24 protein-coding genes are annotated in these 24,656 nt (G+C 34.7%); 22 read left to right on the top strand and 2 right to left on the bottom strand.

The genetic code is table 11. The features are described from left to right. The first annotated feature begins 121 nt into the window (after positions 1-121). From NTZ27_12700 to NTZ27_12640, 13 genes are all read left to right on the top strand, one after another. Entirely contained in the window at positions 122-595 is a 474-nt protein-coding gene (locus tag NTZ27_12700; protein MCX6175605.1) for a PTS sugar transporter subunit IIA, read from the top strand. A gap of 9 nt (positions 596-604) precedes the next feature. Continuing rightward, positions 605-1,867, top strand: a complete 1,263-nt coding sequence (gene hisS / locus NTZ27_12695) for a histidine--tRNA ligase (GenBank protein MCX6175604.1) — start codon at positions 605-607, stop codon at positions 1,865-1,867. Continuing rightward, positions 1,868-2,377, top strand: coding sequence for a hypothetical protein (locus NTZ27_12690; protein ID MCX6175603.1), 510 nt, complete (start codon positions 1,868-1,870; stop codon positions 2,375-2,377). Positions 2,378-2,422: 45 nt separating this feature from the next. Beyond that, on the top strand, positions 2,423-3,157 hold the full coding sequence (gene rlmB / locus NTZ27_12685) for a 23S rRNA (guanosine(2251)-2'-O)-methyltransferase RlmB (protein ID MCX6175602.1): 735 nt from the start codon (positions 2,423-2,425) through the stop codon (positions 3,155-3,157). A gap of 106 nt (positions 3,158-3,263) precedes the next feature. Beyond that, the gene (sufB, locus tag NTZ27_12680; GenBank protein MCX6175601.1) at positions 3,264-4,751 is read left to right on the top strand and encodes a Fe-S cluster assembly protein SufB; all 1,488 of its coding nucleotides are present in this window, start codon (positions 3,264-3,266) and stop codon (positions 4,749-4,751) included. Positions 4,752-4,859: 108 nt separating this feature from the next. Then, entirely contained in the window at positions 4,860-5,624 is a 765-nt protein-coding gene (gene sufC / locus NTZ27_12675) for a Fe-S cluster assembly ATPase SufC (protein ID MCX6175600.1), read from the top strand. An 11-nt stretch (positions 5,625-5,635) separates the two neighbouring features. Beyond that, the gene (gene sufD / locus NTZ27_12670; protein ID MCX6175599.1) at positions 5,636-6,982 is read left to right on the top strand and encodes a Fe-S cluster assembly protein SufD; all 1,347 of its coding nucleotides are present in this window, start codon (positions 5,636-5,638) and stop codon (positions 6,980-6,982) included. A gap of 70 nt (positions 6,983-7,052) precedes the next feature. Continuing rightward, on the top strand, positions 7,053-8,294 hold the full coding sequence (locus NTZ27_12665; GenBank protein ID MCX6175598.1) for a cysteine desulfurase: 1,242 nt from the start codon (positions 7,053-7,055) through the stop codon (positions 8,292-8,294). Between the two features lie 66 nt (positions 8,295-8,360). Then, on the top strand, positions 8,361-8,675 hold the full coding sequence (locus NTZ27_12660) for a DUF59 domain-containing protein (protein MCX6175597.1): 315 nt from the start codon (positions 8,361-8,363) through the stop codon (positions 8,673-8,675). A gap of 107 nt (positions 8,676-8,782) precedes the next feature. Then, the gene (locus NTZ27_12655) at positions 8,783-9,319 is read left to right on the top strand and encodes a BrxA/BrxB family bacilliredoxin (protein ID MCX6175596.1); all 537 of its coding nucleotides are present in this window, start codon (positions 8,783-8,785) and stop codon (positions 9,317-9,319) included. A 1-nt stretch (position 9,320) separates the two neighbouring features. Then, on the top strand, positions 9,321-9,776 hold the full coding sequence (locus NTZ27_12650) for an Rrf2 family transcriptional regulator (protein ID MCX6175595.1): 456 nt from the start codon (positions 9,321-9,323) through the stop codon (positions 9,774-9,776). 294 nt (positions 9,777-10,070) lie between these two features. Then, positions 10,071-10,466 carry a hypothetical protein gene (locus NTZ27_12645; GenBank protein MCX6175594.1) on the top strand — a complete coding sequence of 132 codons (396 nt, stop codon included), beginning with the start codon at positions 10,071-10,073 and terminating at the stop codon, positions 10,464-10,466. A gap of 152 nt (positions 10,467-10,618) precedes the next feature. Next, positions 10,619-13,468 carry a T9SS type A sorting domain-containing protein gene (locus tag NTZ27_12640; GenBank protein MCX6175593.1) on the top strand — a complete coding sequence of 950 codons (2,850 nt, stop codon included), beginning with the start codon at positions 10,619-10,621 and terminating at the stop codon, positions 13,466-13,468. Between the two features lie 137 nt (positions 13,469-13,605). Here the strand turns inward: NTZ27_12640 and NTZ27_12635 are convergent, their stop codons facing one another. Together NTZ27_12635 and NTZ27_12630 are read right to left on the bottom strand one after the other, a co-directional pair. Continuing rightward, positions 13,606-14,646 carry a deoxyhypusine synthase gene (locus NTZ27_12635; GenBank protein MCX6175592.1) on the bottom strand — a complete coding sequence of 347 codons (1,041 nt, stop codon included), beginning with the start codon at positions 14,644-14,646 and terminating at the stop codon, positions 13,606-13,608. A gap of 87 nt (positions 14,647-14,733) precedes the next feature. Next, the gene (locus tag NTZ27_12630; protein MCX6175591.1) at positions 14,734-15,771 is read right to left on the bottom strand and encodes an NAD(P)-dependent oxidoreductase; all 1,038 of its coding nucleotides are present in this window, start codon (positions 15,769-15,771) and stop codon (positions 14,734-14,736) included. Positions 15,772-15,978: 207 nt separating this feature from the next. On the opposite strand from NTZ27_12630, the gene rplM reads away from it, so the two are divergent. The 9 genes from rplM to NTZ27_12585 form a co-directional block, all read left to right on the top strand. Beyond that, a complete protein-coding gene (rplM, locus tag NTZ27_12625; GenBank protein MCX6175590.1) occupies positions 15,979-16,419 on the top strand; it encodes a 50S ribosomal protein L13 in 441 nt (146 codons plus the stop codon). A gap of 12 nt (positions 16,420-16,431) precedes the next feature. Then, positions 16,432-16,818, top strand: a complete 387-nt coding sequence (gene rpsI, locus NTZ27_12620) for a 30S ribosomal protein S9 (protein MCX6175589.1) — start codon at positions 16,432-16,434, stop codon at positions 16,816-16,818. Positions 16,819-16,924: 106 nt separating this feature from the next. Then, positions 16,925-17,884 (top strand): 30S ribosomal protein S2, encoded by a 960-nt coding sequence (gene rpsB / locus NTZ27_12615; GenBank protein MCX6175588.1) that lies wholly within the window; start codon positions 16,925-16,927, stop codon positions 17,882-17,884. 43 nt (positions 17,885-17,927) lie between these two features. After that, the gene (tsf, locus tag NTZ27_12610; GenBank protein MCX6175587.1) at positions 17,928-18,797 is read left to right on the top strand and encodes a translation elongation factor Ts; all 870 of its coding nucleotides are present in this window, start codon (positions 17,928-17,930) and stop codon (positions 18,795-18,797) included. A gap of 57 nt (positions 18,798-18,854) precedes the next feature. Next, positions 18,855-19,580 (top strand): UMP kinase, encoded by a 726-nt coding sequence (gene pyrH / locus NTZ27_12605; GenBank protein MCX6175586.1) that lies wholly within the window; start codon positions 18,855-18,857, stop codon positions 19,578-19,580. A gap of 30 nt (positions 19,581-19,610) precedes the next feature. Beyond that, on the top strand, positions 19,611-20,171 hold the full coding sequence (frr, locus tag NTZ27_12600) for a ribosome recycling factor (protein ID MCX6175585.1): 561 nt from the start codon (positions 19,611-19,613) through the stop codon (positions 20,169-20,171). A 91-nt stretch (positions 20,172-20,262) separates the two neighbouring features. Continuing rightward, positions 20,263-21,015: a LytTR family DNA-binding domain-containing protein gene (locus NTZ27_12595; GenBank protein MCX6175584.1), complete on the top strand. Its 753-nt coding sequence runs from the start codon at positions 20,263-20,265 to the stop codon at positions 21,013-21,015. Between the two features lie 2 nt (positions 21,016-21,017). Beyond that, positions 21,018-24,044 (top strand): histidine kinase, encoded by a 3,027-nt coding sequence (locus NTZ27_12590; protein ID MCX6175583.1) that lies wholly within the window; start codon positions 21,018-21,020, stop codon positions 24,042-24,044. 259 nt (positions 24,045-24,303) lie between these two features. Beyond that, a partial coding sequence (locus NTZ27_12585; protein MCX6175582.1) for a hypothetical protein occupies positions 24,304-24,656 on the top strand: 353 nt, incomplete at its 3' end.

The raw sequence follows: 24,656 nt of genomic DNA, 5'->3' as shown, positions 1-24,656 counted from the left end.
TAATTATTCTTGAACTGCTGATGAAAAATAGATTTTATTCTTTCCAACTTTTCTTTGATTAAGGATAACTCCTTACGTATTTTTGTCAAGAACCTAAAAATAATATATGTGGTAAAATTAAATGAAAATCTGCGAAATTCTACAGGTAGGCAAGATTATTCCTTCTTTACAAGGAAAAGAGAAAACAGATGTTGTTAATGAACTTGTTGATTTATTTAAGAATGACGAACGTGTAAAGGATTTAGATGAAATGCGTAACGCAGTTCATGAAAGAGAAAAAATTATGTCAACCGGTGTGGGAAAAGGTTTTGCAATACCTCACGCAAAAACAAACAGTGTTAATGAAATTGTAGCTGCCTTTGGTAAACTTGATGAACCAATTGATTTCCAAGCTCTTGACGAACAACCTGTTAACTTAGTTTTTCTTTTAGTAGGAAAAGAAAATTTAGTTGGTCCGCATATAAAATTACTTAGCCGGATCTCTCGAATGATGAACAAAGATGAATTCAGAGAAAGTCTTTCAAAAGCTAAAACTGCCGTAGAGATTTATTTACTCTTCGAGAATGAAGAAAAACAATATTTTGAAACAGCATAATATTATTACATGATTAAAGCTGTAACCGGTACCCGCGATATACTTCCGAATGATATTCCTAAATGGAATTTTCTTTTATCCATTGTTGAATCCGTCTTTTCTAAATTCAACTACAAAGAAATCCGCACTCCAATTTTTGAAGAAACATCCCTCTTTGCGCGGGGAATTGGTGAAGCTACTGATATTGTTAGTAAAGAGATGTACACTTTTCTTGATCGAAGCGGCGATAGTATTACACTAAGACCTGAAATGACCGCAGGAGTTGTACGCGCATTCATTGAACATTCTTTGGATAAAAAACAAAACCTTAATAAACTGTTCTATGCCGGACCAATGTTCAGGCAAGAACGACCTCAGGCAGGAAGATTTAGGCAGTTTCATCAATTCGGCGCCGAAGCAATGGGAAGTAATGATCCGCTTCTTGATGCCGAAATAATAATTATGGCTTACGATATTTTTAAACTTCTCGGTTTGAAAAATTTAATTGTAAAAATTAATTCGTTGGGAGTTCCGGAATCGCGGGAAAATTATAAAAAAGTTTTGCGCAAATATATTGAACCTCACCTTAACAAACTTTCATCGGATAGCAGAAAGCGATTTGATACGAACATCATGCGAATCTTTGATAGTAAAGAAGAGAATGATCAGAAAATAATGGAGAACGCTCCGCTGCTTATGGAATTTCTTGATGATGAAAGTCTTCAGCACTTCGAAAAAGTAAAACAAACATTGCTATCAATAAAAATTCCTTTTGAGGTTGATACAAAACTTGTCCGCGGACTTGATTATTATACACACACAACATTTGAAGTTGTAAGTGGAAGTGTTGGTTCACAAAGCGCATTGTGCGGCGGCGGAAGATATAATTTGCTGGTTAAAGAACTCGGTGGAAACGAAACTCCGGGGGTTGGTTTTGCTGCAGGTATGGAAAGAATTCTACTCGCTTGCGAAAACGAAAAATCATTTTCTCTTGATGATGAAAAAATAGACTTGTTCATAGTTACAATAGAAAAAGGATTTGAAAAATTTGCTTATCAAACCGCTGTGGATTTTAGAAGAAAAGGAATTGTTGTTGATCTGGATTATTTAAGCAGAAGTGTTAAAGCACAAATGCGAGAAGCTAACAGATTGAACGCAAAGTATGTTTTGTTTATCGGCGGGGAAGAATTTAGTAAAGACGAAATCGTTTTGAAAAATATGAGCAGCAGCGAACAGAAAAATTTTTCTAAAAATGATCTTGATAAAATTTATACGAGCATCAAGGAGAAATGATTGTCTCTTCGAAAACCCAAAGTGACGCCAAAAATTCCTAAGACAAGAAAAAAGAAAGCTCATACTGCAATTGCCGCTATCCCATTAAAAAAACCCGATAAGATAGAATATCTCTGCAAAGCATTCTATAAGTATGATGAATCGGTTAAAAAACAGTATTGTGTTTTTGCAATTGAAACAATAGTTGAGTTTACAAGTTTTTCTTACGAAGTATCCATTGAGTCAGTGAAAGAGAAAAATGTTTTAAATTTTATTTTAATGGGATTAAAAGCAAAAGCAAATGTTGTTCCTCTTGTGCAGCCGGCAAAAACAGAATTACTCTTTGAAGATTTGATTGGTGATTATAAGGTTAATGTTGTTAAGCAGGATGGCGCAATTAACACCGGCGAATTTCATTTCAACATTTATAAAAAAGAAATTTTATTAACAAAACAGTATAAAGCGAATAAGAAAAACAATCGTCTCTTTTGCAAATTTGAAGTATCAGAAAAAGAATTTTCCTTTCTATAATAAATTAAACCTTCTCCCTTCATCTTGAAGGGCGGGGGAGGTATTATGCAAAAAATTTATGGACGTAAGCCTGTACTCGAAGCACTTAAATCGGAAGTTGAACTTGAAGTAGTTTATATTTCTTTTGGTCAGCATGGAGAAGTTATAAACCAAATTTTTTCTGCAGCAAAGAAACGCGGAATTAAAATTACACAACTATCCACACCAAAATTCAATTCACTTTCTGACAGTGAAAATTCTCAAGGTGTTATAGCACTAAAAAGTTCTCAAAAATATTTTGAGATTGATGAGATTATATCCGAATCCAAAAAATCAAAATTTCCTTTTTTATTATTACTTGATTCGATTCAAGATCCGCACAACTTAGGCGCAATTTTACGAACTGCAGAATGCGCCGGAGTTGATGGTATTATAGTTACTACAAACCAAAGCGCACCAATAAATGAAACGGTAGAAAAAATTTCTGCCGGGGCTGTCTCACATCTTAAAATCTGCAAAGTAAATAATCTTGTTCACGCAATTGAAAAATTGAAGAAAGAAGGATTCTGGATTGCGGGTTCTCATCTGACTGCTGATTCAAAAAATTACACAGAACCGGATTATAAAATTCCTTTAGCACTGATTGTCGGAAACGAAGAAAAAGGAATTCGTAAACTTGTTGCGGAGAATTGCGACTTCCTCATTAAGATCCCAATGAAAGGAAAGATTGATTCCCTCAATGTATCAGTTTCCACAGGTGTTTTACTCTTTGAAATAGACCGCCAAAGAACTTTAGTTTAATTTTTGATTTGGAACGATTTAGCCACTATAATAGTTTTATTTTTAATCTTGACTTTATTTTCCAGATAGAATAGGTTTGAATCAGTAATTAAAAGAAAGATGTTATATGAATGAAATAAGTGAGAAAAAGACTATTTCTAGTGAAACAAGTAGTGATGATATGAAAGTTTTGGACGATCTGACCAGCTCGGAATATAAATGGGGTTTTGTTACAGATATTGAATCAGAAACAGCTGCCAAAGGATTGAACGAAGATGTTGTTAGGATGATCTCTAAAAAAAAGAACGAACCGGAATGGATGACTGAATGGCGTTTGAAAGCATTTCGTTATTGGCTGAAGATGGAAGAACCAACATGGCCAAATGTTCATTATCCTAAAATTAATTTTCAGGATATCAGTTATTATTCTGCACCAAAACAAAAACCAAAATTAAATTCGCTGGATGAAGTTGATCCTGAATTACTAAAGACATTTGAAAAACTTGGTATTCCTCTGGAAGAGCAAAAACTTTTATCAGGTGTTGCTGTTGACGCAGTTTTCGATTCTGTATCTGTTGCTACAACATTTAGAGAATCTTTGAAAGAGAAGGGAATTATTTTTTGTTCGATCTCGGAAGCTGTTAAAGAACATCCAGAACTGATAAAAAAATATTTAGGTTCTGTCGTTCCATACACAGATAATTATTATGCATCATTAAACGCCGCAGTATTTAGCGATGGTTCTTTTGTTTGGATTCCAAAAGGTGTTCGATGCCCGATGGAACTATCAACATACTTTAGAATCAATTCACAAGACACAGGACAGTTTGAACGTACACTAATAGTTGCTGAAGAAGGAGCTTATGTAAGTTATCTTGAAGGATGCACCGCGCCAATACGCGATAACAATCAATTACATGCCGCTGTTGTAGAATTGGTTACAATGGATAATGCTGAAATAAAATATTCGACCGTACAAAATTGGTATCCTGGCGATAAAGAAGGTAAAGGAGGAATCTACAATTTTGTTACTAAGCGCGGAGCTTGCAGAGGGAAAAATTCAAAAATATCTTGGACGCAAGTTGAAACTGGTTCTGCAATTACATGGAAATATCCGAGCTGTATTCTGCAAGGTGATAACTCGATTGGAGAATTTTATTCCGTAGCGGTTACAAATAATTATCAGCAAGCCGATACCGGCACAAAAATGATTCATCTCGGCAAAAACACAAAGAGCACAGTTGTTTCAAAAGGTATTTCTGCCGGACACAGCAATAATTCTTACCGTGGATTGATTAAGATTGGCAAGAATGCTGAAGGTGCACGCAACTATACTCAATGCGATTCAATGCTGATGAGTGATAAATGCGGCGCTCACACATTTCCTTACATAGAAGTTGAAAATGAATCATCAAAAGTTGAGCACGAAGCAACTACTTCCAAAATTGGAGAGGACCAAATCTTTTATTTAAATCAACGCGGAATATCAACCGAAGATGCGGTTAACATGATCGTAAACGGTTTTTGTAAAGAAGTCTTTAAGGAATTACCGATGGAATTTGCAGTTGAAGCGCAAAAGCTTCTAGCGATTAGTTTAGAAGGATCGGTAGGATAAAAAGCAATTGAGAATTTAGAACCTCGCCTGCCGGCAGGCAGGTTGCGAATTGAGAATTTAATTAGAACTGAAAGCTGATTGCTGACAGCTGAGAACTAGGGAGAAAGAATGTTATCAATAAAAAATCTGCATGCAAATGTTGATGGAAAAGAAATTCTTAAAGGAATTAATCTTGAAATAAAGACCGGCGAAGTACATGCGATTATGGGTCCGAACGGTTCGGGAAAAAGTACACTTGCAAATGTTTTAACCGGAAATAAAAGTTATGAAGTAACTAAAGGAACTATTTTGTTTGAAGGAAAAAATTTATTGGATATGGATCCAGAAACACGTGCACGCGAAGGCATGTTCTTAGCGTTTCAGTATCCAATTGAAATACCCGGAATCAGTAATGCAACATTTTTGAAAACAGCTTTGAATGAAATCAGAAAATATAATAATCTTACCGAGCTGACACCTAAAGAATTTCTTGACCGTATTAAAGACAAAGCAAAAGTTTTGGGTTTAGATGATACACTTATCAGTCGTGCTGTTAATGTTGGATTTTCCGGCGGTGAAAAGAAACGAAATGAAATTTTTCAAATGCTGATGCTTGAACCGAAGTTTGTTCTTCTTGATGAAACCGATTCCGGACTTGATATTGATGCATTGCGGATTGTATCAAACGGTGTAAACATTTATAGAAATCCAAACAATGCTTTCTTGGTTGTAACTCATTATCAAAGATTACTTAATTATATCCAACCGGATTTTGTCCACGTACTTTCCAAAGGAAGAATTATTAAATCCGGCGGGAAAGAATTAGCTCTTGAACTGGAAGAAAAAGGTTATGATTGGATCAAGACGGAAGAATTAGAAACTGAAAACGCGTGATCGGAAAACAAATGAATAATATAGAACATAAAAGTGCTAACGAGTGGTACGTATCAAAGTTTAAATCATTTGAAGATAAATTGAACGGTCAATCAAAATCCTTTTTGCATGATATACGCAAGAACGCACTAATAAGTTTGGCTGAACTTAGTTTTCCAACAAACCGAAATGAAGAATGGAAATACACAAACGTAACACCGATTCTTAAACAGAATTTTATTCCGGCATTAATTTCAACTCTTCATAAATTCAGAAAGGAAGAAATCAAACCATTGCTCTTTAAGGATTTTGACTATCACTTAATAGTTTTTGTAAATGGATTATTTGCGGAAGAACTTAGTGAGATTGGTAATTTACCAAAAGGTGTTGTTGTTGATGGATTGAATAGAATCACAAAAAATAATCCCGACTCGATTAGTAAGTACATAAATAAACTTTCGAAGATTGATAATGCATTTAATGCTTTGAATACAGCTTACTCGTATGATGGACTTGTTGTTATTCTTCCGGATGGAATGATCTTAGAAAAACCAATTCAAGTTCTCTATTTGAATTCAAGCAAGGATGATCTTGTACTTTCAACACCAAGAAATTTAATTGTAGCCGGAAAGAATTCGCAAGTAAGTGTAATTACAAATTATAATGGTTACAGCAACAAAACTTATTTCAGCAATATCATTACAGAAGTTTATGTTGAAGAAAATGCAATTGTAGATTTTTATAAGATTCAAAACGAAAACGATGAATCATATCATATTGAGAAAGTGCAGGCAATTCAAAAGAAGAACAGTGTCTTCAATCATTATAATATAAATTTCGGCGGAGCGATTGTACGCAACGATATAAATACTTTGCACGATGATCAAAACATCGAAACACATTATTATGGATTATATCTGGCGCATGGTAAACAGCACGTTGATAATCATACTTTTGTAGATCATGCAAAACCGAATTGTATGAGCAACGAACTTTACAAAGGAATTCTTGACGACAATTCGCGTGGTGTATTTAACGGAAAAATAATTGTTAGACGAGATGCTCAGAAGACGAATGCATATCAGCAGAATAAAACAATTTTACTTTCTAAAACGGCAACAATAGATACAAAACCTCAGCTTGAAATTTTTGCCGATGATGTAAAATGTTCTCACGGTGCAACAGTCGGGCATCTTGATGATACTTCCGAATTTTATATTAGATCCCGCGGAGTTCCGCAAGAATTGGCAAAATCAATGTTGATCCGGGCATTTGCCAATGATGTAATTGATACAGTAAAGATTGAGCCGCTTAAAGAACAAATAAATCATATGATATTTGAACATTTGCATAGAGTAGAAGTCGGAAACGAACAATAGAATTAGGATTAATCAGCGGAAATCCGCTTAATCAGATTTTATCCGCGTTCCATTTATTTTGAGAGTAGAAATGATAAACACAATTACGGAAATAAAGAGAAAATTTGAAATCGAAAAAATTCGAAATGATTTTCCAATTCTCAAACGATTAGTTAACGGAAAATTATTGGTCTATCTCGATAACGCAGCAACATCACAAAAACCACAATCAGTTATTGATGCACTTACTCAATACTATTCTTTTGATAATGCAAATATTCATCGCGGTTTATATTTCTTAAGTGAATTAGCGACCGAACAATATGAAACTGCACGCCTTAAAGTAAAAGAATTAATTAATGCATTAAGTGCTTCGGAAATAATTTTTGTTCGAGGAACAACCGAAGCAATTAATCTTGTTGCGTCTTCACTTTGCAGAGCAAAACATTTTAAGGATGGCGATGAAGTAATTATTTCGCACATGGAACATCATGCGAACATTGTTCCCTGGCAATTAATGGGCGATAGAAAAAAAATTAAATTGAAAGTCATTCCAATCAATGATTCTGGTGAACTCGATTTAGAAGCTTATGAGAAACTGATCACTGAAAAAACAAAACTTGTTTCGGTAGTTCACATATCAAACTCATTGGGAACAATCAATCCCGTAATAGAGATTGCTCACTCACACGGGGTTCCCGTTCTTCTCGATGGCGCTCAGGCAGTTCCGCATTTCAAAGTTGATGTTCAGGATCTTAACGCAGATTTTTATGCATTCTCCGGACATAAAATTTTTGGACCGACCGGCATTGGCGTACTTTACGGTAAAACGGAATGGCTGGAAATGATGCCTCCATATCAAGGCGGCGGTGATATGATTAGAACAGTAACATTTGAAAAAACTACATTCGATGATCTACCGCGAAAGTTTGAAGCAGGAACTCCCAATATTGCCGGCGGAATTGGTCTCGGTGCTGCCATTGATTATATAAATCAATTTGATAGAAATGATTTAGTAACGCATGAAAATTTATTATTGGATTATGCGACAGAAAAACTTTCTCAAGTGGAAGGGTTACGAATAATCGGAACTGCAAAAGAGAAAGCATCAGTTGTTTCATTCGTGATAGACGGAATACATCCTTATGATATCGGAACTATTATAGATACAGACGGTATTGCAATACGTACAGGACATCATTGCACTCAACCGCTGATGGCAAGATTTAATGTGCCGGCAACAGCAAGAGCTTCATTTGCATTTTATAATACTAAAGAAGAAATAGATAAACTTTTACTTGGAATTCAAAAAGTAAAAAAAATGTTTGCGTGATACCTCCCCCTGTGTCCCCCTCCTTAGTTAAGGAGGGGGAATTAAAGGGGGTGGTCGAGGACTAACATGGTAGATAAAGTAAAATTAGAACAAGCTGTAGTTGATGCTCTCAGAACTTGTTTCGATCCGGAAATTCCGGTTGATATTTGGGAATTAGGATTGATATACGGAATCAAGATTGATGACGAAGGGAATACATATATTAAAATGACTTTGACTTCTCCAGCTTGTCCTGTTGCAGGAAGTTTACTCGGTGAAGTAAAAGAAAAAGTGAAAAGTGTTAAAGGCGTTAAAGATGTTTATGTTGATTTGGTTTGGGAACCGGCTTGGAGTATGGAAAAAATGACTGAAGAAGCAAAATTGCAATTAGGTTTTTTATAAAAATTTATTTGTCACTCTGATCCCGACTTGTCGGGAGAAGAGTCTGAGATTCTTCATTCGTTTCACTCATTCAGAATGACAATGAAAACAATAGAAAGGAAACAAATATGTTCACCATAAATCAGAAAGCACCAATTTATGATTCGGAAGCAGTTCAGCCAATGAGAGATGAATTGCTTTACGTAGGTTTTGAAGAAGCAACAACTCCCGAAAAAGTTGACAGCTATCTTAAACAACAAAATGATAAAACAGTATTTGTAATGATCAATTCTGTTTGCGGTTGCGCTGCAGGAAGCGCCCGTCCCGGTGCAGCTTTAGCTTTACAGAATAATATTATACCGGATAAAATTATTACTGTGTTTGCAGGACAGGATCGCGATGCAGTTGATCATTTCCGGAATAATTATTTAAAAAGTTTACCGCCGTCATCACCGTTTATGGCGCTTTATAAGAATGGTGAATTAGTTTACACAATGCAACGTCATCAAATTGAAGGAAGATATTCTGAAGAGATTGCAGAAGAACTTCAAAAAGTATTTCAACAATATTGTTCTGCGCAAGGTCCTTCAATTTCTAAAGAGATGTACGATAAATTAATTCATGCAAAAACGTGCGGAAGCAAAATTCCATTGAACGAGAACTAAAATGAAATTCACTTCTCAAGAAGAATATGGTTTAAGATGTTTACTCCGTATAGCAAAATTTTATACTGTGGAAAAATCTTTTACTATTCCGGAGATAAGCAGAGCAGAAGGAATAACAGAACACAACGCCGGCAAAATTTTACGCGTACTTCGTATTGGCGGATTATTGGAAAGTTCACGAGGACAAATTGGTGGTTACACTTTAACCCGTCCGCCGGAACAGATATCTGTTGGTAATATTCTTAAAGTATTGGGCGGAAGATTGTTTGATGATGAGTTTTGCAATACACATACCGGCGCAATGGATATTTGCACTAACTCAATTGATTGTTCTGTCCGTTCATTATGGAAATTAATCCAGGACTCTGTTGATTCCGTGGTGGATAAAATGACGTTGAAAGATTTAATGGGAAACGAGAAATTTCTATTTGAGTTTTCCAACAGCAGAAGTAATTAATCATCTATAATGTGATTAGAAACTTCTGAAAAATTCTAAAATTTGTCTTTGTGAGTGAAGCTAACGAAAGTTAAGTCTTTACGATTAAATCTAGATTGCTTCGTCTTTTCATTTCTCGCAATGACGGCCAATCTGATTTTTTAAGACAACCTCTTCCATTTTAAAATAATAAAAATTTTGAAATAAGGTTTATTTGTAAAATTATTTTTTTATCTTACTATTAGTCTGAGAAAACAAAGAAAGCGTTTAGTGATTTATTCATTCCTAAATAAAAAATTTAAATAAGGGCGGATCATGAAAAAGTTCACTCCGTTTATTTTCATTGTTCTAATCGTTTCTTCTTTCCTTTTTTATAAATGTTCATCATCAGAGCAATCCGCACAAATAAGAAAACCTATTGGTGAAGATATTCCTCCCGGTTCTGCAATAGTTGTGTGTACAATGAATAGTTTTGCAGAAAGCGGTGATGTCTATTTAATAGATGTAAATGTAAAATCAGTTCTTGGCTATGGTTCTGCAACTGAAGAAATTGCACCTAATGCCGGTATGAAATTGCAAATGGCTAAACGGTTGATCGAATTAAAATCTCTTAAGAAAGGGACCGAATTTCAAGTTGAAATAAAACAACCTAAAATGAAAATGGAAAGTGAACAAAATTCTGTTTGGACCGTTTCTCAATTAATGAAATGAGACCTCTGAGAAATTAACAATTGTCATGTTGATCCCGATTCATCGGGAGAAACATCTCAATTTTGGAACGTAAAGAGACTCTTCACTTCGTTCAGAGTGACAGTTTCAAAATAATTTAGAGATCTCGAAATAATAAAACAAGGAAATAAATTATGTTGAAAAGAATTTCTCTTTTTGTTTTAGTTATATCATTTGGAATTTCCCTACTGATATTTAAATCATATAACTATGAATCTAATTCCTCCTTTATAAGAAGCGAAGGAGAAAATGAAGAGTCTCTGGAAAAGAAAAAACAAACTGCAATAGAGAGAAACGAATACTTCTTTATGCTTCTCAGAGATCCAAGAACAAATTCAATTCCGGAAAATATTCGTGAAAAGGAAATTGCATTTGCTTCTAAAATACCCAAATCGGAAGAGAGATTAATGAAAGGATTAAATGCTCTGGCATTTAATTGGAAAGAAGCCGGTCCTTTCGATGTTGGCGGAAGAACACGCACCATTGCTATAGATATAGCAAGTAGTAATAATGTTATCGCTGCTGGTGTTTCCGGAGGAATTTGGAAATCTACAGACAAAGGAGCGACATGGTATTCTAAAAGCAGTAAGACTGGTATCTTAAGTGTAACATCAATTGCTCAAGATCCAAGACCGAGTTTTCAAACTTATTGGTATGCTGTCGGCGGAGAGTTTGACGGAAACAGTGCAAGATCTCGGGGTGGCAATGCTAGTTTTTACGGCGGCGGATTTTATAAATCAACAGATAACGGAGAGACATGGAATTTAATACAATATGCTAATTCTCTTTATAACCCAAGCAGTACAAGCTGGAATAGTTATTTCTCTTATGCTTCAAAAGTAGTTGTTAGTCCGACTGGAAATGTATTTGTATGTTCAAATGCTGGTGCTATTCTCAAATCAACTGATGGAGGATCTACTTGGACGATTAATCGGGGACAATTGAATGATCACTATTATACAGATTTGATAATTAATAAAAATGGTGTGATGGTTAGTTATTTATCGCAACTAAATTCTTCAGGAACTAATCTAACAGTACCGGGATTATTTAAATCAACAGATGATGGATTAAATTGGTCAAGTATAACTCCGGTTGATTTTCCGACATCTTTTTCCAGATCTGTAATGTCATTCAGCACATCAAATCCAAATTTGTTTTTTAGTTTAACAAACACAGGTATTCCAATTGGCTCACCAAGTAAAGACGATGTTCGGTTATTTAAAATAAATATTTCTACAGGTGTCTCTACTGATTTGTCAGCTAATCTTCCCGATTTTACATCTACTAATAGCAAAGGATATTTTGACACACAAGGCGATTACAACATGGCAATAGCTGTTCATCCGCAAAATGAAAATATTGTTTTTATTGGAGGTACTAATTTATTCAGATCACTTGATGGTTTTGCTACAAAACTAATCTCCCCGACAAACGATCCAAAAATAAATTGGATTGGAGGCTATGGTTATATATCAAGCTTTTTCTATCCGGGTTTACATCCCGATATACATACTATAGTATTTGATCAGAATAATCCAAACCAAATTTGGGTGGGTCATGATGGAGGAATTAGTTATTACTCTGATGCAACAACAACAAACTATCCAACATTCTTTCCTTGGGTTAATATGGATAATCATTATAATGTTACACAATATTATACAATGGCAATTTCAGCAACTTTCGGTGATACACGTATCTTCGGTGGAACACAGGATAACGGTTCACCATTTTTTAGATGGGACGGAACTACCGCAAGCAGCTCAATTGATGTGACTACGGGCGACGGTTCTTATTCATATATAGGTTCTCAAGTTTTTAACTATTATTCTTATTCTTATGGCTCTACACAAAACGGCTCAGTTTACCGATTCGGAACCTACTATACTGGTGATATTAACACAAGTAATTGGTCGGAAATAACTCCTGTGGCGGCAACAGGAATGAAATTTGTTAATCCGTTTGCTGTTGATCCAAGCGATGAAAATTTCATGTATTACATTGCAGGAAACATTTTATGGAGGGATAGTTCTTTGTCAACAATCCCACTTTATCAGAATAAAACTTCACAAGGTTGGAAATCTATTGATCTACAAATTGGTGCAGGATATTCCTTTTCTACTTTAGCAGTTTCAAGAACACAAAACATTCTTTATTTAGCGGCTTCATCAACATCTAGTCAACCTAAAATTTATAAGATGAGTAATTCTAAAACTTCAACCACTGCAACTGAAATTACACCATCAAATTTTCCTGCACTAAATATAGCAGGGGGTGTTCCTAATGGTTCTTATATTCATGGAATTGCAATCAACTCCGATAATGCAAATGAAGTTTTAGTAGTATTATCAAATTACAATGTTAAAAGTTTATGGTACACAAATGACGGCGGTGCAAGTTGGTCTGATGTAGAAGGAAATTTAAGCGGGCCGACTGGTCCCTCTGTTCGTTCAGCAACAATTCTTCCAACTACTAGTTCCACTTCCGGCAAAGTTTATTTAATAGGAACGAGTACCGGAGTTTATTCTACAACTCTATTGAACGGTAGTAGTACGTTGTGGGCACAAGAAGGATCAAACGTAATTGGTAATGTTGTGGTGGAATATATTACATCAAGAAAATCTGATGGAACTGTTGTTGCGGCAACGCACGGACGCGGTGCATTTGTTGGAACAAATTATATTCAAACTGGAATTGAAAATGAAAATAATCTTCCTACAAGTTTTCAGCTTGAACAGAATTACCCAAATCCTTTTAATCCAACAACAGTTATCAGTTATCAGCTTTCAGCTGTTAGCAATGTTAAGCTCCAAGTTTATGATGTACTTGGAAAGTTAGTTGCTACTTTGGTTAATGGAAAGGTTGAAGCAGGCAATCATAAAGTTGATTTCAATGCTTCGATGTTAGCAAGCGGAGTTTATATTTATAAATTAACTACCGGAAATTATAACGAATCTAAAAAAATGATATTGATGAAATAATTTGCAGTATCAGATTTCCGTAAATAAAAAAACCCGATCTAAGCAATCGGGTTTTTTTTGACCTCCACCCCGCCTTAAAAAACGGCGGGCAAGCCTTAGTCCCTCTCCTTACTAAGGAGAGGGAATTTTAGTGAAGGTTAAACATTAACTTTTTTAGTAAATAATTTTTGAAATTCTTTTTTAGCTCTATTCTTCCATGCACCTTTATGATAAGCATAACCGGCAATTAAAGGCATTGCAATTGTCGCTTCCGAATAAACCATCTGTTCATAAGTAGTTTCAACTTTTCCCCATGAACTTGCTTCTTTAAGTGTAGATGATGAAAGAGCGCCGTCACGAACATCTGCAACTGTAATTTGAACAGCATATTTATGCATTGGTGCATTCTCTTGAAGTATTTCTGCAGCAACAACAATATCTTGTGTAAAGTTTTTGGGAACACCGCCGCCAATCATAAAGATTCCGGATTCTTTACTGTTTAATTTTATTTGAGTGAGTTCAAGAAAATCTTTTCCGGAATCGAATGAAAGATGTTTCTCCGGATTTTTTGTTTGGTGAACAATTATTCCAAATCCTGCCGAGCAATCAGAGAATGCGGGAACAAAGATCGGGACATTATGTTTGTATGCAGCGTAGATAACACTGTCATCAACTTTTGGTCCGCCGCTTTCATCAAGGTATTTACCAAAATTCCAGAGAAGTTCTCTTGAAGAATATGGTCTCGGCTCAAGTGAATCAAAAATCTTTGCTGTGGTGTCATCACAAATGCGGAGTTCATCTTCGTCAATAAACGTATCATAAATTCTATCAATGTGAAGATCGCGCATAACATTATCATCAACGAAAGGTGTACCGATGTAATGTTTGAATCCGAGCGCTTCAAAAAAATCTTGATCAACCATTATTGCACCGGTTGATACAATTGCATCAATCATGTTGTTTGTAATCAGATCGTAAACAACTCTTTTTAATCCTGCACTGAATAAACTTCCTGCAAGAGTTAAAATAACAGCGCAATCTTTATCACGAAGCATCTTATCATAGATTTGAGCCGCACGATTAAGGTCGCGTGCGCTAAAAGCCATCTTCTCCATCGAATCAACCAACTTAATAACGTTGTGTTCTTTTATATCGAAGTGTTGAATAGTTTCTTTTAAGAAATCCTTCTTTGTCGGCATTGTCTTTCCTTTGTTAATTTATTTTTCGGTGCAAATATAAAATTATCTGAACATTAATCATAGTTTACGGTACATAGTTTGCAGAAACTAGAAGAATTTTTTTGCTATAGAAAGTATTCCTTGCTTCCAAGGAACACGGTGGCTAATACCGGATTGGTCTTTAAAGGAATTCAAATTTTCCAGATACCATTTATAATTTCTTATGAGCGCATCTTTATTTGAATATTTTGGTGCGAATCCTAAAATCTTTTCTGCTTTTTCTATTGAAACAAATGAATCCTTGGATGCAGTTTCGTAAACCCATTTGTAAAGTGGCGAAATTTTTAGTACTTCGAATAATTTTAATGTTAGTATGATTGGTTTTTCTGGAAGTCCAATAATTTTTTTCCCGAATCCTGCAAAGTCTAAAACAGTTTGATAATCTTCCTTCATAGTTGTGAATTCTTTTGCGCCAATGTTGAAAGTATCGTTTACAATTTTTTCCGGTAGAGTTATGCAATTATAAATTGCTTCGCAGAGATCTTCTACATCAAGCAATTGATAACGGTTATTTCCATTTCCGATCATAGGAAAATTCTTTCTGTCTTTTGCCCAATCATAAAAAAGCGCAAAGACACCAAGCCGTTCAGGACCGATAAAAGATTTTGGACGAAGGATAGGCACACACATATTTTTCTTTCTGAATTCTAGACAAAGATTTTCCGCTTCAATTTTTGCTTTACCGTACGGACCAACGCCATCGAGCTTATCGTTTTCATAAAGCGGATGATGATTAGGTATTCCGTAAACAGCGGTAGAGGAAACGTGAATAAATCGTTTAACATTTTTCATGAATGCTTCATGAAGAAGTGTGTGGGTTCCTTGGACATCGGTTGTATAAATTTCTTCTGGAGAGTAAAGCGGTAGCGCAGCTGCAGTATGAATAACTATATCCACATTTTGTAATGCTGATTCCACTGTTACCTTATTACGGATATCACCTTTGATAATTTTGATTTTGTTTTTCACATCAGGATAATCGAAATCTGATATATCAAGAGAAACTATTTCATAATTTTTTTGAAGCAGAAAGCGAATTAGGTTAATACCAAGGAATCCCGCGCCGCCAGTAACAAGAATTTTCATGAATAACTCATAATTTTACGATTAAATCTAATTAAAAGAGGTGCTTTTACATAAAACTATTAACAATAGATTTATCTTTTTGTATTAATAAAGTCGTTTGGTTCATAAAATGATGAGAATTTTAAAATCGCCTTTTCTTGACATTCTAACCTCATAGAAATATATTTACACCCTTTGAAAAATAGAATTTTGCTTTTGGAGGCAGTTTTGAAGCAGGAAAGAATTACAAGATTTATAAAACCGGAAGACGCCAATCAAAAATGGTATTTGGTTGATGCAAAAGATCAAATTTTAGGTCGTTTAGCAGCCAAAGTAGCCAGAGTAATTCGCGGTAAAAATAAACCAGAGTTTACACCTAATATGGATACAGGCGATTTTGTAGTCGTTATTAATGCCGATAAAATTAGAATGACCGGTAAGAGAGAAACTCAAAAAACTTATTTTTCACACTCAACGTATCCGGGTGGTACAAGATTTAGAAGTTTTTCAGAAGTGATGGAAAAGAAACCGGAATTCGCTTTTGAAAATGCAGTTAAAGGTATGCTGCCCAAAACAAAACTAGGAAGAAAATTAATTAAGAAGTTAAAAGTGTATGCAGGTGATGTACATCCGCATAGCGCTCAAAAACCAGAAGTTATAAGTCTTTAATGGAGAGAGTTGATGACAGATAAAATTTTTGTTGGAAGAAGAAAAAATGCTGTAGCCAGAGTTTATTTAAGAAGTGGTTCCGGCAAGATAACCGTTAATGACAAAGAATTTGAAAAGTTTTTTTCGCGTAAAGATCATCAAGATAATTTAATGCTTCCTTTTGTTGCAACAGAAACCCTCGGTAAATATGATGTCTTTGCAAATGTGAACGGCGGCGGTATTTCCGGTCAATCAGATTCAATTCGTCTTGGAATTTCAAGAGCGCTTGAAGAAATTAATGGAGATTTTAGAGTTCCGTTAAAAGCAGAAGGTCTTTTGAAAAGAGATCCAAGAATGGTTGAACGTAAAAAATACGGTCAAAAGAAAGCGCGTAAAAGATTCCAATTCTCTAAGAGATAATTATTTAATTAACATTATTCATACTCTCGGATTTGCCCCCTGTGTCTCACGTTAAAAAGAGATGGAAGGCAAAGATGAAGAGGGTAGAAGAAAAACAGGAGAAATCATGTCTAGAGTCCAACTCACAGAACTCATCGAATCAGGCGCACACTTCGGTCACTTAACACGTCGCTGGAATCCTAAAATGAAACCATACATCTTTATGGAAAAGAATGGTATTCATATAATTGATTTAAAGAAAACACAAGAGGCAATCGAAGTAGCTGCTCAAGCTATGACAGAGATTGTATCTCAGGGTAAACGCGTTCTTTTTGTAGGCACAAAAAAACAAGCTAAAGGAACAGTTGCAGCAGAAGCAAAACGTTCAGACAGTAACTGGGTAAGCGAAAGATGGCTTGGCGGAATGCTAACCAATTTTCAGACAATTCGTAAAAGTATTAAACGATTACAAAATATTGAAAAGATGGAGAGCGACGGTACTTTTGAAAAAATCACAAAGAAGGAACGCCTCGTTCTAACAAGAGAAAAAGATAAGCTAAGAAAAGTTCTTGATGGTGTTGAAACACTTGCAAAAATGCCTGGAGCTTTATTCATAGTTGATATTAAAAAAGAATCAATTGCAGTTAATGAAGCGTTACGATTGAACATTCCACTTTTTGCAATCGTAGATACAAACTGCGATCCTGCTCCTATTGATTATATCATTCCTGCTAATGACGATGCATCACGTGCAGTTGAAGTAATTACACGATTAATTGCCGACGCAGTTATTGAAGGAAATGCAAAATCAAAAGAATTAAGAGCACATGAAGCAGCTGAAAGAGAAAGTAAAAAAGAAAATAAAGAAGAACAAGAAGTAGAAAAGAAAGACGCAAAAGGTAAAGTAAGAAGAGTAAAAATTGATGAAAAAGGTGATAAGAGACCGCAACACAGAGATAGGAGAGACAACAGACCGAATAGACCGGCTCCAAGAAGAGATGATAGACATGTTGAAAAGAAAGAAGATAAACCGGAAGTAAAACCTGTTGAGAAAAAAGAAGATAGCATCGAAACAAAAACAGAATAAATGTTAATGAAGTTTTTTAGAAAATTATTGAGGTAAATAAATTATGGCAGTAAGTGCAAATCAGGTAAAAGAATTAAGAGAAAAAACCGGTGCAGGGATGATGGATTGCAAGAAAGCTCTTGAAGAGGCTGACGGTGACTTCGAAAAAGCAGTTGAACTATTAAGAAAAAAAGGTGCATCTGTTGCAGCAAAACGAGCTGAAAGAACTGCAAATGAAGGAATAGTTTTAACACGTGTTTTCAATAATGGAAAAACCGGTGCGATCTTAGAAGTGAATTGCGAAACAGATTTCGTTGCTAAAAGTGATGACTTTGTGAATTTTACAAACTTTGTTATGGATATTGTTGTTAATAATAAACCTGCAAGTGTATCATCTCTGACGGAAATGTCGAAAGATGGTAAGAAAGCTGCTGATGAATTAAATGCGATCATTGGTAGAATCGGAGAGAAAATTGAAATATCACGTTTTGCAATTGATAGCACTGCTAATGGTGAAATTGTAGATTATGTTCATGCAGGTTCAAAACTTGGTGTTCTTATTGAGGCAGAGAATGTTCCTTCTGATAAAACAAATGTATTCGAACCGGTCTTAAAAGACATTGCAATGCAAGTTGCCGCTATGCGACCATTATCAATATATCGTGATGAAGTTGATAAAACTCTAATTGAAAAAGAAGTTGAGATTTACAAAGAGCTTGCGCGTAAAGAAGGTAAACCAGAACAGATTCTAGAAAAAATTGCTCTTGGTAAACTAAATAAATTCTACGAAGAGAATTGTCTTTTTGAACAAGCGTTTGTAAAAGATAATACGAAAAAGATCGGCGGATTAATTGAAGAGTTTAATAAAACAAACTCAGCGCAAGTGAAACTGATTAAATTCAGAAGATTTCACCTCAGCGATGAGAAAAAGTAATTCGGAAAAAGGTCTTATTTCTAAATAAGACCTTTTTTTTTATATTGGAAACGATTTATGACTACTAAACTTAAATACAAAAGAATATTACTAAAGCTCAGCGGAGAATCTCTGGCTGGCGAGAACGAATTTGGAATCGAACCCAAAATCTTGGATTTCTTTTCTGATGAAATAAAAACAATTCATTCACTCGGAGTTCAAGTAGGGATTGTAATCGGAGGCGGAAATATATATCGCGGATTAAATGCCAACGGTCAAGGTATTGACCGTGTAACAGGTGATCATATGGGAATGCTGGCAACGATGATCAATTCACTTGCTTTGCAAAATGCTTGTGAGAATAAAGGAATGTACACTCGTTTGATGACCGCAATTAATATGGAAGCTATTGCAGAACCTTATATCAGGCGCAGAGCTATAAGACATCTTGAAAAGGGAAGAGTGGTAATCCTTGGAGCAGGAACTGGTCATCCATATTTCAGTACTGATACAGCCGCTTCATTAAGAGCTGTTGAGATTGAAGCCGATGCAATATTGAAAGGAACGCGTGTTGATGGTGTATTCGATTCTGATCCGGAAAAAAATCCGGATGCATTTCGCTTTGAAGAAATCTCTTACATTGATGTTCTCCAAAAAAATCTTCGTGTTATGGATTTAACGGCAATCAGTTTATGTAAAGAAAATAATTTACCGATAATAATATTTAATATGGATAAACCCGGTAATCTTTTAAAAGTTGTTACGGGAGAAAATATTGGAACATCGGTTAGAAATTTGGCGTAAACTATTAAGAACTAAAATTTGTGAGGTCCTATGTTAAACCATCCACAAATAAAAGATGCTCGCCATCGGATGGATAAAAGTGTTGAAGCATTCAGAGCTGAAATTGCAAAAATTAGAACAGGCAAAGCTACAACTGCATTACTCGACGGTATAAAAGTAGATTATTACGGAACAATGAGTCCTCTCAATCAAGTCGGTAATGTCTCTGTACTTGATGCACACACAATTTCAATTACTCCATGGGATAAATCAATGGTGCAGGCGATTGATAAAGCTATTATTGCATCAGACCTTGGATTAAATCCAATAAGTGATGGAACTAATCTTAAGATCCCCATACCACTGTTAACCGAAGAACGAAGAAAAGATCTTGTAAAATTGGTTAAGAAATTTGGTGAAGAAGCAAAAGTCGCTTTAAGAAATGTACGCCGCGATGCAAATGATCATCTTAAAAAAATGGAAAAAGAAAAAAAGATGACCGAAGATGAATTAAAAGAAGCTGAAAAAGAAACGCAGAAGCTTACGGATGAACATATTACAATGGTTGATGAGATTATAAAGCATAAAGAAAAAGAAATTATGGAAGTGTAATATCACCCAAATATTAACGACTTATCTATTTAACGAAAGTTAATTGTGCCTGAACAATTTCAGGTTACATAGTAAATTAAAGTAGTGAGTCATGAATCCACAAAATGTATTTAATAAGCTAACAGCAATAATAGTTGATGATGAACTTCATGGGCGGGAGAACCTTAAAAAGATTATTGAAAATTATTGTCATGAAATTGAAATCCTAGGATGTGCGGATTCCGTGGTTAGTGCAAAGGATCTCGTAAATGTTCATAAGCCCGATGTAGTGTTTCTCGATATTAATATGCCAGTACTCGACGGATTTGATTTTCTTGATGAATACGATGAACTGAACTTTATGGTTGTATTCGTCAGTGCTCATGAGGAATTTGGAATCAATGCCGTTAAAGCTGGAGCCGCAGATTATCTACTTAAACCGGTAAATATCAAGGAGCTTAAACAGACAGTTAAAAAACTTTTATTGATTAAGAATAAAAAGATAAAAGCCGAGAATGTTCATGAAACAGATAAATTAGTTCTTCCTGCATCTCATGGATTTAATGTATTGGAAATTGATGATATAATCCGTCTCGAAGCTGAAGGATGTTATACAAAAGTAATTTTTAAGGATGGAAAGAATACAATCGTTTCCCGTACATTAAAAGATTTTGAAGATACCATACCAAAAGAAAAATTTTTCAGAATTCACAAATCGCATATTATCAATCTTAAGTATATTAAAGATTATTCAAACATCAGCGGAAGCTTTATTACGATGACAGACGGAAGCAAGATTGAGATATCGCGCCGCAGAGTTCCGGAATTTATTCAAAAAATAAAAGCAGTGCTAAATGCTGTTTGAATATGTTAAAAAAATTTTTAATACTTATCGTATTCAGTTTTCTTCAGTATACCCAACTTTATTCACAGACACCTTCTTTTTATCATTACACTTCCTCCGACGGGCTTGCTTCTTCAACTGTTTTTAATATCATTCAGGATAGAAATGGTTTTATCTGGTTCGCTACATTAAACGGAATGAGCAAATTTGACGGAAAACGCTTTACTACGTTCAGAACAAATGACGGTCTTAATTCCAATTCGATCATATCTCTTGTGGAAGGGAAAAATGGCGAATTGTATATCGGTAATTATGAAAAAGGGATTAATGTTTTAAGAAACGGCCGGATCGAAAACTATTGCAGTGAAATTGACGGGAAAAGTTTTGCTATATCATATTTGTTACTTATCCCTTCAGGTAATTACCAGAAAAAATTATACGCCTATCGTAGTTATGAAGGAATAAATGTTATCAACGAAAAAATACCTTCCGGCTTTTCTAATTACATTATTAACCCCTATCCCGTTCAAATAATTAAATTAGAAAAATTATTAAGTTCTGAAGTAATTGCTTTAACCACAACCGGGTTATTCAATTTCAAAAACAACAAATTAACCAAATTGAGAATTACCGGCTTACCTGATACGGCTGTTTATTGTCTTACTGACGGTGATGAAGGCAGTTACTTTATTGGCACTAAAGGGATTATCTATAAGGTAAAAAACAACATTGTAATTAAAATATATAGAATAGATCTCTATGCCGGCAATAATGATGTTATTTCCATCCTAAGAGACAAAAGTAATAATATTTGGTTTTCGATTATGAACAGAGGTTTCTTTTTAATTCCGAACGGTTCAGATAAAATTATTGATATCGGAAGAAAAATGGATCTGCAGAATACGCTTGTAAATAATTACCTTGAAGATAATGAAGGGAATATTTGGATAAGCACATACGGCAAAGGCGTTTATTGTATAAATAATCTTTATCTAAGAAGCTACAATGAAAAAGACGGATTGAGTAATAATAATGTTTATTCAGTTGTTAAAGAAAAATCTGGTAAATTATTGATTGGTACTTTTAATGGTATTAATATTTTAGATAACGGAAGATTCAACCAAATCAAGAACAATTCGGGAAAAACGTTAACGGAATATATCTACAATATTAAAAATGTTAATAATGATTTTTATATCTGCGGTGCGTTTGGCGGAAATCTAATAAAGAATATTTCTTACAAGGGAATAAAATTTTATATGTTCAATTCGCCATCTTTTAGTAAGACTGGCGACGGACTTTATTTGTTCGGAACAGGGGGAAATTCCATAAGAGTTCAAAGATATCTTAACAATAAGAAGGATCAACATTACCAGTTCTATATTTTTGGAGATAGCATTAGTCTAAACCGTGTTAACGAAATTTTTGAGGATACACAAAAGAATATCTGGATAGGCACAAGTCTTGGATTATGCAAATTATCCAACCCTCCCGATAAATCGGGAAAGGCAGGATGGAAGAAATCTTTTTTCCCCTCTAATCCGGTTCTGAACTCAAGAATAAATTCAATCATTCAGGATAATAAAAATAATGTCTGGTTTGCCGGCGAAAAAGGGATTACACACTATAACCTCAAAAATGATTCGATTAAAACTTACACAAAAATAAATGGGTATGACTTATCATCCTCTACTTCTATTGTATCTGATAACAAGAACAGGATTTGGATTGGAAACATGAAGGGACTTTATTTATTTGACGGGAATTCAATCAAACATCTTAACAGGCAAACAGGTCTTCCATCGAATGAAGTATACTCTCTTTTTTATGATGAGGGAAAAAACTATCTGTACATCGGCACAAGTAGCGGGATCTCTTTTCTAGACATAAATTTATTTGACAGCTATATTTCTCCTTCACTCAATGTAAAAATAATCAGCATAAAAGCAGGTGATTCGGTTTATACAAACTATAACAATTTAGTTTTTAAACCGGATCAACGTGATGTTTACATAGACTTTAAAGCGTTAAGCTTTTCTTCGCCGAGTTCAGTAAGATATAAATATAATTTAAATGGTGAGTGGAAGGAAACTGATCATGATTTCCTGGATTTCATTTCTCTTGCGAATGGGAAATATGAGCTGCAAATTATGGCTAAAACTCAGAATGCTGATTGGAGTAAACCATATTTTCTTTCCTTCCGTGTATTGCCCCGATTCATTGAAACGATCTGGTTTGACCTTTTGATTATATCAATATTGGTATGTCTATCTGTCTTTATAATAGTTTGGCGCTTGAAGCTGAATAATAAAAAGATTGGTGAAGAGTTAATACTTACAGAAAGAATAAATGATCTAAAACATCAGGCTTTATCTGCAATGATGAACCCGCATTTTATTTTTAACTCACTCAACTCAGTACAGTACCTCATCAACTGCCAGAGAAATGAAGAGGCAAATGATTATATAGCGATGATGGCTAAGCTAATCAGAAAAAATCTTGATACAGCAGGAAGCGGATTTATTCTTTTATCAGAAGAAATTAACCGGCTTAAACTTTATCTCGATCTTGAAAAGCTAAGATTTCAGGAAAGTTTTTCTTATGAGATTATTACCGGAACAGATGTTAAAACCAATTCTATAATGATACCGAATATGATCATCCAACCGTTTGTGGAAAATACTCTTTGGCATGGAATAATTAATTCCGGTAGTAGAGGACTAGTAACAATTTCATTTTCATTTGAAAATGTAGATATTGATTCAATAATCTGCAGATCATTAATAATTAAAGTTACCGATAATGGAATAGGAATTAAAGAAGCAAAGAAGAATAAAAGAGAAGATCACATTTCAAAAGGGATACAAATTATTGAAGAACGTCTCAGATTGCTAAGCACAAAAATGCAGCTTCCTAAACCGATCATGTTTGAAGATTTAGGTAACCGCGATAACAATGCACACGGAACAGAAGTAATTATTTCTCTCCCACCGCCACTTTATAAAATTTCTATTCCAGAGTCAGGTTCTCTTTCTTCACTTACCGATTAATTCTTTATTCATACCGTTCACTTACCAATACATACCGTACGCTTGTTTGCTATTGTAACGGCTGGCTATCATATATAAATTCGAACAAAATTCTGGTAAAACAAATTGAATACTATTTATATAAGGAGATATAATTAGCAAATAAATAAATCCTTCGTTCCCTGTCTAAGTTCTCAAGTATTACTTCCATTAGAATAAGAATTATCCTATGGAATTGTAACAGACATTAAATAGAAATTAATAATTGGAGACTAATTATATGAATTCGAAAATAAAAATATTCATAAAGCTTCCTTTGCTGATTTTATTTACAGTATGCGCATTCCCGGCAAATATAGTTTTTGCACAAAATACAATTGGCGAACCTATTAATGGCGTTCCTATTGGTTTGGAAGGTGACCCTGGTAGCATCATTATTGCCCGTGCAACAACGGATGTGGATGGTAAATTTTCCTGTGATCTACCCGTAGGCAAATATAAACTTAAATTATCGTATGACCAGATTACACGAAATATACGTAGCAAAGATAAAAACTACGCTTCAAACCCGGGCAGTTGTGAAATTGACTTAATGCTTGTAGGGGCAAATATCAAAGCACCTGCAAAAGTAAT

The organism is Ignavibacteriales bacterium (assembly GCA_026390775.1).
Lineage (GTDB): Bacteria > Bacteroidota > Ignavibacteria > Ignavibacteriales > Melioribacteraceae > Fen-1258.
This window is presented reverse-complemented; position numbering and strand designations above follow the sequence as displayed.

Excerpts from the sequence above, each read along its gene's own strand:
- sufB (MCX6175601.1), top strand. The coding sequence starts at position 3,264 with ATGAATGAAATAAGTGAGAAAAAGACTATTTCTAGTGAAACAAGTAGT.
- hisS (MCX6175604.1), top strand. The coding sequence starts at position 605 with ATGATTAAAGCTGTAACCGGTACCCGCGATATACTTCCGAATGATATT.
- NTZ27_12635 (MCX6175592.1), bottom strand. The coding sequence starts at position 14,646 with ATGCCGACAAAGAAGGATTTCTTAAAAGAAACTATTCAACACTTCGAT.
- rlmB (MCX6175602.1), top strand. The coding sequence starts at position 2,423 with ATGCAAAAAATTTATGGACGTAAGCCTGTACTCGAAGCACTTAAATCG.
- rpsI (MCX6175589.1), top strand. The coding sequence starts at position 16,432 with ATGACAGATAAAATTTTTGTTGGAAGAAGAAAAAATGCTGTAGCCAGA.
- NTZ27_12645 (MCX6175594.1), top strand. The coding sequence starts at position 10,071 with ATGAAAAAGTTCACTCCGTTTATTTTCATTGTTCTAATCGTTTCTTCT.
- NTZ27_12655 (MCX6175596.1), top strand. The coding sequence starts at position 8,783 with ATGTTCACCATAAATCAGAAAGCACCAATTTATGATTCGGAAGCAGTT.
- sufC (MCX6175600.1), top strand. The coding sequence starts at position 4,860 with ATGTTATCAATAAAAAATCTGCATGCAAATGTTGATGGAAAAGAAATT.
- NTZ27_12700 (MCX6175605.1), top strand. The coding sequence starts at position 122 with ATGAAAATCTGCGAAATTCTACAGGTAGGCAAGATTATTCCTTCTTTA.
- NTZ27_12630 (MCX6175591.1), bottom strand. The coding sequence starts at position 15,771 with ATGAAAATTCTTGTTACTGGCGGCGCGGGATTCCTTGGTATTAACCTA.
- rpsB (MCX6175588.1), top strand. The coding sequence starts at position 16,925 with ATGTCTAGAGTCCAACTCACAGAACTCATCGAATCAGGCGCACACTTC.
- NTZ27_12595 (MCX6175584.1), top strand. The coding sequence starts at position 20,263 with ATGAATCCACAAAATGTATTTAATAAGCTAACAGCAATAATAGTTGAT.
- frr (MCX6175585.1), top strand. The coding sequence starts at position 19,611 with ATGTTAAACCATCCACAAATAAAAGATGCTCGCCATCGGATGGATAAA.
- sufD (MCX6175599.1), top strand. The coding sequence starts at position 5,636 with ATGAATAATATAGAACATAAAAGTGCTAACGAGTGGTACGTATCAAAG.
- tsf (MCX6175587.1), top strand. The coding sequence starts at position 17,928 with ATGGCAGTAAGTGCAAATCAGGTAAAAGAATTAAGAGAAAAAACCGGT.
- pyrH (MCX6175586.1), top strand. The coding sequence starts at position 18,855 with ATGACTACTAAACTTAAATACAAAAGAATATTACTAAAGCTCAGCGGA.
- NTZ27_12650 (MCX6175595.1), top strand. The coding sequence starts at position 9,321 with ATGAAATTCACTTCTCAAGAAGAATATGGTTTAAGATGTTTACTCCGT.
- NTZ27_12665 (MCX6175598.1), top strand. The coding sequence starts at position 7,053 with ATGATAAACACAATTACGGAAATAAAGAGAAAATTTGAAATCGAAAAA.
- NTZ27_12590 (MCX6175583.1), top strand. The coding sequence starts at position 21,018 with ATGTTAAAAAAATTTTTAATACTTATCGTATTCAGTTTTCTTCAGTAT.
- NTZ27_12640 (MCX6175593.1), top strand. The coding sequence starts at position 10,619 with ATGTTGAAAAGAATTTCTCTTTTTGTTTTAGTTATATCATTTGGAATT.
- NTZ27_12660 (MCX6175597.1), top strand. The coding sequence starts at position 8,361 with ATGGTAGATAAAGTAAAATTAGAACAAGCTGTAGTTGATGCTCTCAGA.